Raw genomic sequence first — 16,003 nt, forward strand, 5'->3', positions numbered from 1 at the left:
GCCGCTCCCAGTTGGTAGAACCGTGAACGAATTCGCGGTGCAGGACGTGGACGTGGTGGTCGTGGGCGCGGGGCAGGCGGGACTGTCCAGCGCCTACCACCTGGCGCGGGCGGGCATCGGCCACGTGGGCCTGGACCATGCGCCGCGCCCGGGCGGTGCGTGGCAGTTCCGCTGGCCCTCCCTCACCTACGGCAAGGTCCACGGCATGCACGCCCTGCCCGGGATGGAACTGACCGGCGCCGATCCCCTGCGGCCGTCCTCGGAGGTGATCGCGGAGTACTTCGCCGCCTACGAGAACCGCTTCGACCTGCGCGTACGCCGACCCGTGGACGTCACCGCCGTACGCGACGGGGAAGACGGCCGGCTCCTGGTGGAATCCCGGTCGGGGACCTGGTCGGCGCGGGCCCTGATCAACGCCACCGGGACCTGGGACCGGCCGTTCTGGCCGCGCTATCCGGGACAGGAGCTCTTCCGGGGCCGCCAGCTGCACACGGCGAACTACCCGGGCCCGGCGGAGTTCGCCGGAGCACGGGTCGTCGTGGTGGGCGGTGGCACCTCGGCGGTGCAGCACCTGCTGGAGATCGCCGAGGGCGCGGCGCGGACCACCTGGGTCACCCGCCGCCCCCCGGTGTTCCGAGACGGGAGCTTCGGCGAGGAGCAGGGCCGTGCGGCGGTGGCCCTGGTGGAGGACCGGGTCCGGCAGGGTCTGCCGCCGCGGAGCGTGGTCAGCGTCACCGGGCTGGCGCTGAACGACGCCGTCCGGGGCGGGCTGGAGTCGGGGGTCTTGGACCGCCTCCCGATGTTCGACCACCTCACGAGGACGGGGGTCGCCTGGTCGGACGGCAGCCGGGTGGAGGCCGACGTGATCCTGTGGGCCACCGGCTTCCGGCCCGCCATCGACCACCTGGCTCCGCTGCGCCTGCGCGAGCCGGGCGGCGGCATCCGCCTCGACGGCACCCGGACGGTCCGCGACGAGCGGATCCACATGGTCGGATACGGCCCCTCGGCCTCCACCATCGGCGCCAACCGGGCCGGCGGCGCCGCGGTCCGCGAGATCCGCCGCCTGCTCGCCCGCACCGGGGCCGGTATCCGCTAGGCCGGCCCGCCCGGGGCCGGAGCACGCCGCCGGCTCAGGTCGCGCGCGAGGCCGACCGGAGCCGGTTGAACTCGGCCACGTGCCGCTTGTGTTCCTCGTACGTCGCCGAGAAGCGGGTGTCCCCCTGCTTCACCGTGACGAAGAAGAGCCAGTTTCCGGGCGTCGGGGCCACCGCGGCAGCCATGGCCTGCAGGCCGGGGCTGTCGATCGGGGTGGGCGGCAGGCCCTGGCGCTCGTACGTGTTGAAGGGGCTGTCGATCTTCGTCTCGCTCAGCTTGGTGTCCACCGCGGAACGGTTCAGCGCGTAGTTGATGGTGGAGTCCATCTGGAGCGGCATCGATTTCGCCAGCCGGTTGTGCACCACCCGGGCGACCTTGCCCATGTCCCCGCGGGTCTCGGCCTCCGCCTCGATGATGCTGGCGAGGGTGGCCGTCTGGTACGGGGTCATTCCGTGGGCCTTGCCGCCGTCCGCGACGGCCTGGGTGGAGAGGCTCTTGTTGGCCGTCTCGACCATGTAGGTGAGCAGGGCGGCCGGGGTGGACTTCGAGGTCACCGGGTAGGTGGCCGGGAAGAGGTACCCCTCCGGGTTGCCCTTCGCCTCGGCGGGCAGCGGCAGGGCGGTCGTTGCGGCCGCGGCCTTGGCGGAGCCGGCGGGGAGCTTCAGTTCGCGGTCGATGGCGGCGTAGACCTGCGGGGCCCGCCAGCCCTCGGGGATCAGCAACTGGCGCGGCTTCTCGGGCGCTCGCTCCCCTGGAAACAGGGGGATCAGGAGGGCTGCCCCGAGTCCCAGGACGGTTCCGAGGAAGAGCGCCAGCCTGCCCCGGCGGGTGAGCCGGGAACGGCGCGGTGACGGCGGCCGGTTCTCATGACGCATGCGGGCACGCTAACCCGCGAACCGTCGGATTCCCGACATCCGACCCGTGCGCCGGTCATACGATCACACGTTCACCGGGGTCGGCTCGGTGCCGCGCAGGGTGTCCGGCTTGAACGTCCCCGGCTTGAGCAGGCCTGCCGTGCGCAACGCGGAACCGGGCGCCCCGGACAGCAGCCCCCCGGCCATCGGGGTCTCCGGCTTGAGCGTGGTCTCCCGGTCGCGGCGCACGAGGGCGGCGTACCGGCCGTCGGCCTTCAGCAGTTCCTCGTGGGTGCCGCGCTCAGCTATCCGGCCTCCGTCGAGGACGACGATCTGGTCGGCGTCGCGGACGGTGGAGAGACGGTGGGCGATGGTGATGGTGGTGCGGCCCTCGGAGAGATTGTCGATGGCTCGCTGCACGGCGTGCTCGGTGCGGGTGTCCAGCGCGCTGGTGGCCTCGTCGAGGATCAGCACCGGCGGGTCGCGCAGGATGGTGCGCGCGATGGCCAGGCGCTGCTTCTCTCCGCCGGAGAACCGGTAGCCCCGCTCGCCGACGAGTGTGTCGTATCCGTCGGGCAGGGACTCGATGTGGTCGTGGATCTGGGCCGCGCGGGCCGCCTCCGCTATCTCCTCGTCGGTGGCGTCCGGCTTGGCGAAGCGCAGGTTGTCGGCGACGGAGGCGTGGAAGAGGTAGGTCTCCTGGGACACCACGCCGATGGAGCGGGCCAGGGAGTCGAAGTCGAGGTCGCGCACGTCCACGCCGTCGAGGACGACCCGGCCGCCGGTGACGTCGTAGAGCCGGGGCACGAGGTAGCTCAGCGTGCTCTTGCCGGATCCGGTCGGGCCGACCACCGCGAGGGAACCGCCGGCCGGGACCGTGATGTCGATGCCGGTGAGGGTGGGGCCGCTCTTGGCGTCGTAGGCGAAGTGGACGTCCTCCAGGCGGACCTCGCCCTTGGCGCGGTCGAGGCGGACGGGGTCCTCGCGCTCGGTGATGTCCACCGGCAGGTCGAGGTACTCGAAGATGCGGGCGAAGAGCGCCAGGGAGGTCTGGATCTGGACGCCGGTCGACAACAGGCTCACGGCGGGCCGGAACAGGCCCTGCTGGAGGGTGACGAAGGCGACGAGGGTGCCGACCGAGAGCGAGGGGGCTCCGGTCTGCAGGGCTATGCCGGCCGCCCAGTAGATGAGCGCGGGCATGGCGGCCATGACGATGCCGATGGTGGACATCCGCCAGCGCCCGGCCATGCTGGAGCGCACTTCGAGGTCGACGAGCTTCTCGGACTCCTCCGCGAAGGAGCTGGTGAGCGAATCGGCGCGGCCCATGGTGCGGCCGAGCAGGATGCCGCTGACCGACAGGGACTCGGTGACCGTCGCCGCCATCGCGGCCATCTGCTTCTGGCGCTGCGCGGTGATCTTCTTGCGCTCGCCGCCGACGCGGCGGCTGATCCACACGAAGACGGGCAGCAGGGCGAGCGAGACGAGCGTGAGCCGCCAGTCGAGCGCGAGCATCGCGACGACGGAGGCGATGACGGCCGTCGCGTTCGAGACGAGGGAGGTCGCCGTGGAGGTGACCGTGGCCTGCATGCCGCCGATGTCATTGGCGATGCGGGACTGCACCTCGCCGGTGCGCGTACGGGTGAAGAAGGCCAGCGGCATCCGCTGGAGCTGTGCGTAGACGGCGGTGCGCAGATCGTGCATGACGCGCTGGCCGACGGTGGTGGATATCAGGGTCTGGAGCACGCCGAAGATGCTGGTGACGACGGCGGTCGCGATCATGCCGAGGGCGAGCAGGCTGAGCAGCCCGGTACGGCCCTGCGGGATCGCGACGTCGAGGATCTCCTTCAGCAGGAAGGGGGTGGCGACCCCGACCAGCGAGGAGGCGGCGACCAGTACGCCGACGACGGCGAGGCGGCCCCGGTAGGGCCGGAACAGTCCGACGATGCGGCGCAGCTCGCGCGGCCGCTCGTCCGGGGCGGGACCGCTGGGGTCCAGGGATTCTTTCGAGGGCTCCCACTCGGGTTCCTTGGGGCGCATGGGCCTCCTTCATGACAGGTGACGAGACTCGAATGAGCATAGCTCATTGTTACCTATACTCACAATGAATCTGGTCCTGATATCGTTCCCATTATGAGGACCGCAGCATGAGCACCGCTTCCGAGACCGACAGCAGCCAGGGCGCCGGCACCGACGGCGCCGACACCACGGACGGCGTGCTCGCCGAGCAGCTGCTCCGCCTGACCCGGCGGCTGCACCGCATCCAGAAGCGCCATCTGGAGCCGCTCGGCATCACCCCGGCCCAGTCCCGGCTGCTGCGCACCGTCGCCCACCTCTCCGCGGTGCGGCCGCCCCGGATGGCGGACCTCGCCGCCCGCCTGGAGGTGGTGCCCCGCGCCGTGACCACCCTGGTCGACGGTCTGGAGAGCGCCGACTGCGTCCGCCGCGTGCCCGACCCGGAGAACCGCCGCGTCATAAGGATCGAGCTCACCGACACCGGCCGCGCCACGCTGCGCCGTCTGCGCAACGCGCGAACCGGCGCCGCAGAGGAGATCCTGGCTCCATTGACCGCCGATCAGCGCGAGGTGCTCGGCGGGCTGCTGAACGCTCTGGCGGACGCTCCGGCGGAGCACGGCTGCTGACGGGCGACGGTCCGGCCGGAACCGGGCCGGCGCTGCGCCGAACGAGTGAGATCGACTGAGCGTGATCGACCGACACGGCGCGAGTTGAGGGGCTGCAGATGCCACTGCTGGAACCAAAGCCGGGGGCCCTGCGCCCGCGCACCATCAGTGGTCCCGCCCCCGACCGGGTGCCGGACCGCAGGTCGACGGGCACCCCCGAGCCGCTGCGGAGCGAGCTGGCCGAACTGCTGGGCGCCGGCAAGGTGCTCTCAGGCGTCTCCGACCTGGTCCGCTACGCCTCCGACGCGTCCCCGTACCGGTTCCTGCCGCAGGTCGTCGTGATCGCGGAGGACATCGACGACGTCTCCGCCGTCCTGTCCTACGCCCACGGCAAACAGCGCGAGGTGGTCTTCCGGGCCGCCGGGACCTCCCTGAACGGTCAGGCCCAGGGCGAGGACATCCTCGTGGACGTCCGCCGCCACTGGGCCGGGATCGAGGTGCTGGAGGAGGGCCTGCGGGCCCGGATCCAGCCCGGCACCACCGTCGTGCGCGCCAATGCCGCGCTCGCCCGGCACGGCCGCGTCCTCGGCCCGGACCCGGCCAGTGCCATCGCCTGCACCCTCGGCGGGGTCGTCGCGAACAACGCCTCGGGCATGACGGCGGGCACCACGAGGAACTCGTACCGCACCCTGTCCTCCCTCACCTTCGTCCTGCCGAGCGGCACCGTCGTGGACACCGCCGACCCGCTCGCCGACGAGGAGCTGGCGCACGCCGAGCCCTCCCTCTGCCGCGGGCTGATGGAGATCAAGAAGGAGATCGAGGCGGATCCGGAACTCGTCGCCCGTATCCGGGCCAAGTACGAGATCAAGAACACCACCGGCTACCGGCTCGACGCCTACCTCGACGGCACCACCCCGGTGGAGATCCTGCGCGGGCTGATGGTCGGCTCCGAGGGCACGCTCGGCTTCATCGCCGAGGTCGTCTTCGACACCCTGCCGCTGGACCGCGAGCTCACCAGCGCCCTGCTCTTCTTCCCCTCGCTGCCCGCCGCGGCCGCCGCCGTTCCGCTCTTCAACGAGGCGGGGGCGCTGGCCGTCGAGCTGATGGACGGCAACACCCTGCGCGCCTCGGTGAGCGTCGCGGGCGTCCCCGCCGACTGGGCCGAGCTGCCCAAGGACACCACCGCGCTGCTGGTGGAGTTCCGGGCCCCCGACGAGGCCGGCCGCGCGGAGTACGAGCGGCGGGCCGCCGGGGTGCTGGCCGGGCTGGACCTGGTGGCCCCGGTGGCCTCGGTGACCAATGCCTTCACCCGCGACGCCAAGACCATCTCCGGCTACTGGAAGGCCCGCAAGGCCTTCGTCACGGCCGTCGGCGGCGCCCGCGCCTCCGGCACCACCCTGATCACCGAGGACTTCGCCGTCCCCCCGTCCCGGCTGGCCGAGGCCTGCGAGGCCCTCCTCGAACTCCAGGCGGAGCACGGCTTCGACGCCGCCGTCGCGGGCCACGCCGCCCACGGCAACCTGCACTTCCTCCTCGCCTTCGACGCCGCCCGGCCCGCGGACGTCGAGCGGTACGCCGCGTTCATGGACGCCTTCTGCCGGCTCACCGTGGAGCGGTTCGACGGCTCGCTGAAGGCCGAGCACTCCACCGGCCGCAACATGGCCCCCTTCCTGGAACTGGAGTGGGGGCCCCGGGCCACCGAGATGATGTGGCGCACCAAGCGGGTCGTCGACCCCGACCTGGTCCTCGCCCCGCGGATCCTCCTGGACCGCGACCCGAAGGCGCACCTGCGCGGCCTCAAGACGATCCCGCAGGTGGAGGCCGTCGCCGACCCCTGCATCGAGTGCGGGTTCTGCGAACCGACCTGCCCCAGCGAGGACCTGACCACCACCCCGCGCCAGCGGATCGTGCTGCGCAGGGAGATGATGCGCCAGCAGCCCGGCTCCCCTGTGCTCGACGGCCTGCTCGACGCGTACGGGTACGACGCCGTGGACACCTGCGCCGGCGACTCCACCTGCAAGCTCGCGTGTCCCGTGGGCATCGACACCGGCGCCCTGATGAAGGACTTCCGCCACCGCCGGCACAGCCCGCGCGAGGAGCGCGCCGCCGAGCTCGCCGCCCTGCGGTTCGGCGCGGTCGAGGTGGCCGCGCGGCTGGCCGTGGCCGCCGCCGACACGATCACCGACGCCGTCGGGGACGGGATCCTGCGGGCCGTGACGGGGGCCGCGCGCAAGGCCGTACGGCCCGACCTGGTTCCGGAGTGGCTTCCGCAGATCCCGGGCGCGGCGGCCCGCAAGCTGCCCGCCACCCGGCGCGTGGGCGCCGCCGCGGTCTACTACCCGGCCTGCGTCAACCGGATCTTCGGCGGCCCCGACGGTGGGTCCGGGCCCTCCCTGCCCGAGGCCGTGGTGGCGGTGTCGGAGCGGGCGGGCAGGCCGGTGTGGATCCCCGGAGACGTCCGGGGAACCTGCTGCGCGACGATCTGGCACTCCAAGGGGTACGACGCCGGCAACCGCGTGATGGCCAACCGGATCGTGGAGGCGGCCTGGGGCTGGACGGCCGGCGGGCGGCTGCCGCTGGTGGTCGACGCGTCCTCCTGCACCCTGGGCATCGCGCACGAGGTCGTCCCCTACCTGACGGACGACAACCGCTCGCTCCACTCCGAGCTGCGGATCGTCGACTCCATCGTCTGGGCCGCCGAGGAGCTGCTGCCGCACCTGGAGGTACGGCGGACGGTCGGCTCGGCGGTGCTCCACCCCACCTGCTCGATGCGGCACCTGGACGACGAGGCGCAGCTGAGGGCGGTGGCCGAGGCCTGCGCCGACGAGGTGGTGGTCCCGTACGACGCGGGGTGCTGCGCCTTCGCCGGCGACCGCGGGATGCTGCACCCGGAGCTGACGGAGTCGGCGACGGCGCGCGAGGCCGCCGAGGTGACGGCGCGGGAGTTCGACGCGCACCTGTCGGCGAACCGGATGTGCGAGGTGGGCATGGACCGGGCCACGGGCCGCAGCTACTACTCGGCGCTGCTGGAACTGGAGCGCGCCACCCGCCCCTAGGGGCGGGTGGCGGAGCCCGCTCGGCCGCTCGGGTCAGACCACGGTCACCTGGTGGTGCACCACCGCGTCGAACAGGTAGCCCTGCGTGTTGTGGGGCGTGGTCGCCGGCTGGGTCCGTCCGGTGGTGTCGGTGGCCCGCGCGAGCAGCGCGGTCGGACCGGTGGCCCGCGGGGTCCACGGCAGTGACCAGCGCACCCAGCCGCCCCGGCGCGGGGCATCGTGCAGCCGGGCCCGCTGCCAGCGGACCCCGCCGTCGGTACTGACCTCCACCCGGTGCACGGCCGCCGCGCCCGACCACGAGCGCCCGGTCAGCAGCCGCGTCCGGTGGGCCGGGACGGTCGCACCGTGCTCCAGCTCGAAGGCGCTCTTGAGGGTCTGGCGGGTCAGGGGGGCGCTGCCCTGCGGGGGCTGGTCGGGCCCGAACAGCCGGTACAGGTCGGTGTTCCACGGTGTGTAGAGGGGCTGCCCGCTCACCTCGATGTCCCCGACCCACTTGATCGAGGAGATCCCGATCCAGTTCGGCACGACCACCCGGACCGGACCGCCGTGGTCGGGCGGCAGCGGCTCGCCGTTCATCTCGTAGGCGAGGATCACGTCGTCGAGGGCCTTGGAGACGGGCAGCGGGCGCCGCACCCGGCCCAGGTTCACCCCGTTCGTGACGACCTCGTCGTCCAGCCCGCGGGGCAGTACGTCCACGGCCCGGCGGTCCAGGCCCGCCCGCCTGAGGACGTCGGACAGTCGGGCGCCGCGCCAGCGTGCCACGCCGATCGCGCCGAGGGTCCACGCGGTCCCGCTCACCTGCTGCCCCTGCTGGGTGGTGTAGAAGCTCCGGCCGTTGCCCGCGCACTCGATGAACAGGGTCCGCTCGACGGCCGGCAGCGCGCGCAGCCGGTCGTAGGAGAACTCGACCGGCCCGCCGGTCAGGGCGTCGCCCCACACCTTCAGCCGCCAGTCGTGCGCGTCGAGGCGCGGGGTGACGGTGTGGTTGCGTACGAAGAACCGGTCGATGGGGGTCAGGGGGCCCGTGTCGCGCAGGGCGGCGAAGTTCGTCTCCGCGTTGGTGCCCCGGATGGTGAACAGCTCCGGCGGCAGCGGCTTCACGGTCCCGGGCGCGGCGGCGGCGGTCGACGCGGCGGCTCCGGAGGCTCCGTTCGCGGCCGCGCCCGTTGCGGAGGCTTCGGCGGTTCCGGCGGCGCCCAGGCCCAGGGAGCCGGCCGCGGCCCCCGCGGCGAACAGCTTCAGCAGGTCGCGGCGGTCCACCCCGGAGGAGCGGGCGCGGCCACGCGCCCACTGCCGCAGGCGCGCACGGTCGTACTGGCTCTCGTCCGACAGGTCGAGGGGCATGGCGGGACACTCCTTGGTCGTGATTCCCGACGGACCGTAGAAGCCGGGCCCCACCTGCGGGAACCTCCTCGCCCGGATGGCCACGAACCTGCAACACGGCCGCAATGAGGGACGGTTCGCGCATCAGGGGCCGGTATCCAGTTGCCGGAAGAGCCGGTTCCCCAGGCATTGCGTCAGGTACGGAACGCCGTCGGTGTAGCCCGAGCCGTGGGCGTCGCCGAGCATGCGTGCGGCGAGCCCGCGATGTGCCGACTTCCACCGCTGGTGCCCGCCCTCCAGACGACTTATCGCCGTGTCGAGGCGGTTCCACCGCGTCCGGTCGAGACCCCCCGCGTTCCGGAGGTCGAGGTAGGCCCGAGTGACGGTGTCGTGGCCGGGATCTTCCGCCTCGGCCCGTACGGCGGGCACGCTCGTGAACGCGGACGACCGCAGGCGGGGGGCGGGCGGTACGCCGCAGAGACTCTCGAACCGTTTGTACTGTTCGGACTGAATGGCGCTTGCGCCCTGGGTGTACTGCCGGAAGGCGGAGAACTGCTCCGCCCTCATCGTGGCCACGACGCGAAAGAGCGTCGCCGTCCGCTCGAACATGACCACCGCGTGCTCCACCAGCTCCGCAGCCCCTTCCGGATTTCCTGCGCGCAGCACCCCGATCACCTTCCTCATGGATTCCGCCATGGCGGTGAAATGCATTTCGTGGGTCTGGAGGACGCGAATGAAGAAGTATTCGTCGTGCACGAGGGAGACGGGCTGGACGGTGACGTCGAACCATCGGGCGCAATCGTTCGCCGGCGGCCGGGGCAGGCGATCGGCAAGGCCTTCGAGGCGGGATCGGGGCGTGTGCGCCAGCCGCGACGGAAGGTCGTCGGACTCCGGCGTACCGAGCCCCGTCGTCACGAGCCGCAGGGAGTGCCTCAACCTCGTGCTCAGCGTCGCCGCATCCGGCCGGTCCCGCCCGGGCCCCGCAGGCGCCACGGCCGCCGCTCCGATCTCGAAACGCACCACATCGGCCATCAGCAGGGTCGACATCCGGTCCGCGCTCAGCGCGGCGCCCCGGTCGTCCATGAGCAGCTCCAGGACCGGCAGCGCGAGGTAGGTGCGGTTGTGGAAACGTCCCTCGTGTTTGTCGAGGGCACAGTCGAGAAAAGCACTGAGGAACGGGCGGTCCACGCCGTGGCGTCGCCTGATGTCACTCAGCATGACGCGTACGCGATCCGACAGGAAATGCTTCCCTTTCCCCCGCACGTGTTCCGCCACGGACCGGGCGAGGGAAATGCCGTCGGATTCCTCCGGCATTCGGTCGGCGGTCGCCCAGCGCTTGATCTCGCGCAGGGCAGAAGCCTGAGATCCGCACATGCCACGAAGCGCGCACGCGCGGCCTCCGGTCTTTTGTCCGGCGCACTCGACCGTATCGATCTCCGGGTTCGTCGGCATTCGTCTCTCCCAAGCCGTCATGCGGGGTGAAGGGTCGCCTCTCACTAGGCATGATCGAAAGACCGCGCGTCATGTCTCGGGAATTCGTGCCTTGACAGCGGACACCGAACCCGCCTCGACGGGTGAGCGGCAGGTCCGCCCGCGCAGAGCTCCGACCGACGGAAAATCGATTGCCCCGTACCGGTCCGGAACGCGAACCTTGCACGGTTTGGAACTCTCGACCAGTCATGGGGCGTCATGCAGATCAGCGATCTTCCGTATCCGGACCCAGGGGTACCCGATGCGCGCTCCGGCCCCCGCTTCCTCTGGTGGCTGGGGCGGGGCCAACTCGGCGGACAGGCCAAAAGCCTGGGCTGGGGGCTGCTCCACTTCGGCGGCATCGCGGGGCTGCCGTACACCGTGGGCCTGGGCATCGACGCCGTCGTGGACGGCGACGGCGGCCGGCTGCTGTGGGTCGGCGGGCTGATCGCGCTGCTCGGCGTCGCGATCTCGCTCGGCGACGCGATGCTGCACCGTACGGCCGTCACCAACTGGATCACCGCCGCCGCGCGGGTCCAGCAGCTGCTCGCCCGCAAGACCGCCGAGCTGGGCTCGGCCCTGACCCGGCGGGTCGCGGCGGGCGAGGTCGTGGCCGTGTCCACGGGCGACGTGGAGAAGATCGGCTGGTTCGTCGAAGCCGTCTCCCGCTTCCTGGCCGCCGCGCTGACCCTGGTCATCGGCTGTGTCGTCCTGCTCTTCTACGCGCCGACGATCGGCGTGGTCGTGGCCGTCGGCATGCCGGTGCTCGCCCTGGCCGTCCTTCCGCTGCTGCCCCGCGCCACCCGGCGCGCGGACGTCCAGCGGGAGAAGGCGGGCAAGGCCACCGAGCTGGCCTCGGACACCGTGGCGGGGCTGCGGGTCCTGCGCGGCATCGGCGGCGAGGAACTGTTCCTCGGCCGCTATCGCGAGGCCTCGCAGCAGGTCCGCGAGGCCGCCGTGCACAGCGCCCGGATGTGGGCGCTGATCTCCGCGATCCAGGTGCTGCTGCCGGGCGCTCTGCTGGTCACGGTGGTCTGGTACGGATCCTCGCTCGTGCTGGACGGCCGGCTGGACGTCGGCGAACTCGTCGCCGCCTTCAGCGCGGTGGCGACCATGCTCTACCCGTTGCGGCACTTCGAGGAGATCGCGATGGCGTACTCCTTCTCCCGTCCCTCCGCCAAACGGGCGGCGCGGGTGCTGTCGCTGACGCGGACCGAAGCGCGGGCGGAGTCCGGTGCGCGGCCGGAGGCCGGTACGGAGCCGGAGGCCGGTACGGAGCCGGAGGCCCGTACGGAGCCGGTCGTCGCCACCGAGGTGCCGCGGGCCCCGGCCCCCGGCGCCGACCTGTACGACCCCGAGACCGGGCTGCTGGTCCCGGCGGGCCGGCTCACCGCCGTGGTGTGCGGGGACCCCGATCTGGCGGGCCGGCTCGCCGAGCGCCTGGGCGGGCACCCGATGGACGCCGAGACCGGGCCCTCCGTCCTGCTGGGCGGGGTCGCGCTGGACGAGCTCGCGCTGGCCACCGCGCGCGAGCTGGTCCTCGTACAGGACAAGGATCCGGTCCTGCTGTCCGGGACGCTGCGCGAGCTGTTCGACGTACCGGCGTCCGGTGCGGTCGCACCGCCGGCAGCGCTCGCGGCGGCCCAGTGCGCGGACGTACTGGACGCCCTCCTGCAGTCCGCCCCGGACGGGGTGGACGACCCGATGGACGCCAGGATCACCGAGCGCGGCCGCTCGCTGTCCGGCGGGCAGCGACAGCGGCTGGCGCTGGCGCGGTCCCTGGTGACCGACCCCGAGGTGCTGGTGCTGGACGAGCCGACCTCGGCGGTCGACTCGCACACCGAGGCCCGGATCGCGGACGGGATCTCCGCCCTGCGCTCCGGTCGCACGACGGTGGTACTGGCGTCCTCGCCGCTGCTGCTGGACCGCGCCGACCGGGTCGTCCTGATCCACGACGGCAAGGCGGCGGCGAGCGGCACGCACCGCGAGCTGCTGCACGCCGACCCCCGCTACCGGGCGGTCGTCACCCGCCAGACCGAGGAAGAACAGCGGGCCGAGGAAGAACAGCGGCTCCCGCGGCTGGAATCCGTACTGACAGAGATCGAGGAATCCGCATGATCGGCGTGGCGCCGCCGGACTACGATCCGGCCGCTCCGGAAACGGCCGCGACCCTGCCCGTGGGCAGCTCCGCGACGGTACGGGGCTACGTGCGCGGCCTGTTCCGCCGCCACCGGCGGGCCTTCCTGGTCCTGGTGGGGGTCAACACGGTCGCGGTGATCGCCTCCATGGTCGGCCCGTACCTGCTGGGCCAGGTCGTGGACCGGCTCTCGGAAGGGGCGCGCGACCTCCATCTGGGCCAGGTGGGGCTGCTGTTCGCCCTGGCGCTCGGGATCCAGACCGTGTTCGTGCGGCTGGTCCGGCTGCGCGGGGCGATGCTCGGCGAGGAGATGCTGGCCGACCTGCGCGAGGACTTCCTCGTGCGGTCGGTGGGCCTGCCGCCGGGCGTGCTGGAGCGCGCGGGAACCGGTGACCTGCTGTCGCGGATCACCACGGACATCGACCGGCTGGCCAACGCCATGCGCGAGGCCGTGCCGCAGCTGGCCATCGGTGTGGTGTGGGCGAGCCTGCTCTACGGGGCGCTCGCCCTGACCGCGCCGCCGCTGGCGCTCGCCGCGCTGGTGGCGCTGCCGGTGCTGGTGATCGGCTGCCGCTGGTACTTCAAGCGGGCGCCCCGGGCCTACCGGTCCGAGGCGGCGGGGTACGCGGCGGTCGCGGCCGTGCTCACCGAGACGGTGGACGCGGGCCGCACCATCGAGGCGCACCGCCTGGGCGGGCGCCGGATCGAGCTGTCGGAGCGCCGGATCAAGGAGTGGACGGCGTGGGAGCGGTACACGCTGTTCCTGCGCACGGTCCTCTTCCCCGTCGTCAACGTCACCTACGTGACGATCCTCGGCTCCGTCCTGATGATCGGCGGGTACTGCGTGATCCAGGGCTGGATGTCGGTGGGGCAGCTGACCACGGGCGCCCTGCTCGCGCAGATGATGGTCGACCCGATCGGTCTGATCCTGCGCTGGTACGACGAGCTCCAGATCGCGCAGGTCTCGCTGGCCCGGCTGGTGGGCGTGCGGGAGATCGAGCCCGACGCGGGCGACGCCGGCGTCTCCCCCGACGGCCGGGACGTCCGGGCCGACCGGGTGCACTTCGGATACCGGGAGGGCGTCGACGTACTGCACCAGGTGTCGATGTCGGTGCCGCCCGGCACCCGGATGGCGCTGGTCGGGCCCTCGGGCGCGGGCAAGTCCACGCTGGGCCGGCTCCTGGCGGGCATCTACGCGCCGCGGACCGGTGAGATCACCCTCGGCGGGGCGCGGCTGTCGCAGATGCCGGCGGAGCGGGTGCGCGAGCACGTGGCCCTGGTCAACCAGGAGCACCACGTGTTCGTGGGCTCCCTGCGGGACAACCTGCGGCTGGCTCGTACGGAGGCGGGTGACGCCGAGCTGTGGGCGGCGCTCGGCGCGGTCGACGCGGAGGGCTGGGCGCGGGCGCTGGACGCCGGTCTGGACACCGAGGTCGGCTCGGGCGCCTCGGCGCTGACCCCGGCGCAGGCGCAGCAGATCGCGCTGGCCCGGCTGGTGCTGGCCGATCCGCACACGCTGGTGCTGGACGAGGCCACCTCGCTGCTGGACCCGCGAGCGGCACGGCATTTGGAGCGTTCGCTGGCCCGGGTGCTGGACGGCCGGACGGTGATCGCGATCGCGCACCGGCTGCACACCGCGCACGACGCGGACGTGATCGCGGTGGTCGAGGGCGGCCGCATCACCGAGCTCGGCTCGCACGACGCCCTGGTCGCGGCCGACGGCGCGTACGCCGCCCTGTGGCGCTCCTGGCACGGCTGACCGGCGCCGGGCCGCCTGGCCCTGGACCCGCCTACGTGGTCCAGGGCAGGCGGACGGCCTCGATCTCGGAGTCACGGAGCAGTGCTTCGACCAGGTGCTCGGGTCCGGAGACCTTGGTGGCCCACAGGTCGTAGTCGGTGTACAGGATCCAGGAGCGGTCCTCGGCCCACAGGTTGGAGGGGCTGAAGTCCACCTCCGGGTTGTCGTAGAGGGCGTGCGCGTCCCCGAGCCTGCCCGCGCGAACGTGGAGGTTGTCGAAGTCGCAGGCGGCCAGCATCAACGGGTTGTAGTACGCCAGGCAGCGGGTGTCCGCGCCTTCGGGGGCATGGGCGGTGAGCAGGCCGATCAGCCGGTCCCACGTGGGACGGTCGAGGCTGCCTTCCGTGGGCGGCTGGAGGCCGACGGGCCAGCTGTTGTCCAGCTTCGCGGACGGGAAGCAGCGCCACGACGGAAGGCTCCCTTCCGGGACCATGGGGTCCCCGCATCGGGCGGACAGCTCGGCCCAGCGCAGGCGGCGGTGCTGGGGCCCGGGGTGTTCCGCGCGTCCCAGTGCGCCGCCCGTGGCAACCCCCATTTCCGAGTCGATGCCGCCGAACCGGACGGGTGTGACGGCGCCGGCGGCGATGGCCGCCTGCCGCGCCTCGTGGTAGGAGATGCCCAGGATCCCGCCAATGTGCTCGTACATAGCGTTCAGTACCCAGGCCGCGTCCGGCTTGCGGGGCGGGGCAAAGCCCAGAGTCCCGTCCCCGCAGAGCTCCGTCAGCCAGTCGGTCTCGGAGGAAGGCGCCAGGGGCCAGAGCTCATGGATTTCAGGCATCCCGCCAGGCTACGACCTCAGAAGAAGCCCAGGGCCGAGGCTGCGCCCACTCCGCCGAGGAGCATGAAGACGGGCATCAGGACCTTCAGTTCCACCCAGCTCCCGGCACGGAAGCGCATCATCTTCGGCGGGCCGATCGGGTACCAGCGCTTGCCCGCGATGGGCAGGGGCCACAGGATCGGGCAGCCGGAGACGGTCAGGGCGTCGCCGATGTCGTGGACCAGGGCGCCGAGCACGATCGGGATGCCGAGCCACAGGTATTCCTGGCCGGGGGCGGTGAAGAGCCAGTCGGAGCCGTTGCCGGGCTGGTCGAGCACGCCGGCCAGTATCCAGGCGCTGGTCGCGCCGAGCAGCCAGACCAAGACGTCGCTGGACATGCGGGCGGCGCGCCACAGCAGGCCTTCGACGGCGAGGACCAGGTGGATGAAGAGGAGCGCGAGCACGCCCCACCGGTCGGCGGTGACGGCGATCGCGGAGGAACCGGCGCCGATCAGGACGGCCCAGACCCAGGTGTGGGTCAGGGTGCGGTGGCCTCCGGTGCGGCGGGCGTCGCGCGGCGAACGGGTCGCCTTGTAGACCCCGTAGGAGATCTTGTCGACCACCTCGCACAGGACCCGGGAAAGCGGGCCGAAGGCGCGGGAGATCGTCGCCGACTTGTGGTCCAGGTCGGGGGCGAGCGCGGCTCCGGCGCAGATGAGCGCGCCGACGACGAGGACGGGCCAGGGCATCGCGTGCCCGGCGGCCGCAGCCGCGGCGCCCACCCCCAGCCAGGCCGCTGCCCCGGACAGTGAGTGCGCCGGACCCATCATGGTCGTTCCCCGCCCCGGTGGTGTGCTGGTCGGACCCTGTTGACGGTGTCGTTCGGGCCTCATCG

11 protein-coding genes are annotated in these 16,003 nt (G+C 72.5%); 5 read left to right on the forward strand and 6 right to left on the reverse strand.

Features of this window, described 5'->3' with window-relative positions:
- Positions 1–22: 22 nt before the first annotated feature.
- Complete coding sequence (locus tag ACFYYB_RS22095; protein ID WP_389436931.1) at positions 23–1,096, forward strand: NAD(P)-binding domain-containing protein; 1,074 nt, start codon at positions 23–25, stop codon at positions 1,094–1,096.
- A 34-nt stretch (positions 1,097–1,130) separates the two neighbouring features.
- Here ACFYYB_RS22095 and mltG read toward each other — a convergent pair whose 3' ends face one another.
- The gene (gene mltG / locus ACFYYB_RS22100; protein ID WP_389436932.1) at positions 1,131–1,970 is read right to left on the reverse strand and encodes an endolytic transglycosylase MltG; all 840 of its coding nucleotides are present in this window, start codon (positions 1,968–1,970) and stop codon (positions 1,131–1,133) included.
- 63 nt (positions 1,971–2,033) lie between these two features.
- A complete protein-coding gene (locus ACFYYB_RS22105) occupies positions 2,034–3,986 on the reverse strand; it encodes an ABC transporter ATP-binding protein (RefSeq protein WP_389436933.1) in 1,953 nt (650 codons plus the stop codon).
- A 107-nt stretch (positions 3,987–4,093) separates the two neighbouring features.
- Here ACFYYB_RS22105 and ACFYYB_RS22110 point away from each other — a divergent pair, with 107 nt between their 5' ends.
- On the forward strand, positions 4,094–4,588 hold the full coding sequence (locus tag ACFYYB_RS22110; protein WP_389436934.1) for a MarR family winged helix-turn-helix transcriptional regulator: 495 nt from the start codon (positions 4,094–4,096) through the stop codon (positions 4,586–4,588).
- Between the two features lie 98 nt (positions 4,589–4,686).
- Complete coding sequence (locus ACFYYB_RS22115; RefSeq protein ID WP_389436935.1) at positions 4,687–7,623, forward strand: FAD-binding and (Fe-S)-binding domain-containing protein; 2,937 nt, start codon at positions 4,687–4,689, stop codon at positions 7,621–7,623.
- A gap of 33 nt (positions 7,624–7,656) precedes the next feature.
- Here the strand turns inward: ACFYYB_RS22115 and ACFYYB_RS22120 are convergent, their stop codons facing one another.
- Positions 7,657–8,967 (reverse strand): sulfite oxidase, encoded by a 1,311-nt coding sequence (locus ACFYYB_RS22120; RefSeq protein ID WP_389436936.1) that lies wholly within the window; start codon positions 8,965–8,967, stop codon positions 7,657–7,659.
- Between the two features lie 123 nt (positions 8,968–9,090).
- The gene (locus ACFYYB_RS22125; protein WP_389436937.1) at positions 9,091–10,398 is read right to left on the reverse strand and encodes a tryptophan 2,3-dioxygenase family protein; all 1,308 of its coding nucleotides are present in this window, start codon (positions 10,396–10,398) and stop codon (positions 9,091–9,093) included.
- A gap of 237 nt (positions 10,399–10,635) precedes the next feature.
- On the opposite strand from ACFYYB_RS22125, the gene ACFYYB_RS22130 reads away from it, so the two are divergent.
- Both ACFYYB_RS22130 and ACFYYB_RS22135 read left to right on the forward strand, forming a co-directional pair.
- The gene (locus ACFYYB_RS22130) at positions 10,636–12,534 is read left to right on the forward strand and encodes an ABC transporter transmembrane domain-containing protein (RefSeq protein WP_389436938.1); all 1,899 of its coding nucleotides are present in this window, start codon (positions 10,636–10,638) and stop codon (positions 12,532–12,534) included.
- On the forward strand, positions 12,531–14,312 hold the full coding sequence (locus ACFYYB_RS22135; RefSeq protein WP_389436939.1) for an ABC transporter ATP-binding protein: 1,782 nt from the start codon (positions 12,531–12,533) through the stop codon (positions 14,310–14,312). Before ACFYYB_RS22130 ends, ACFYYB_RS22135 begins: the two co-directional genes overlap by 4 nt.
- 31 nt (positions 14,313–14,343) lie before the next feature.
- Here the strand turns inward: ACFYYB_RS22135 and ACFYYB_RS22140 are convergent, their stop codons facing one another.
- Both ACFYYB_RS22140 and ACFYYB_RS22145 read right to left on the reverse strand, forming a co-directional pair.
- Positions 14,344–15,129 carry a hypothetical protein gene (locus tag ACFYYB_RS22140; protein ID WP_389436940.1) on the reverse strand — a complete coding sequence of 262 codons (786 nt, stop codon included), beginning with the start codon at positions 15,127–15,129 and terminating at the stop codon, positions 14,344–14,346.
- A gap of 17 nt (positions 15,130–15,146) precedes the next feature.
- Positions 15,147–15,938, reverse strand: a complete 792-nt coding sequence (locus tag ACFYYB_RS22145) for a metal-dependent hydrolase (RefSeq protein ID WP_389436942.1) — start codon at positions 15,936–15,938, stop codon at positions 15,147–15,149.
- Between the last annotated feature and the right edge of the window lie 65 nt (positions 15,939–16,003).

It is taken from the genome of Streptomyces sp. NPDC002886, from assembly GCF_042888445.1.
Classification (GTDB): domain Bacteria; phylum Actinomycetota; class Actinomycetes; order Streptomycetales; family Streptomycetaceae; genus Streptomyces.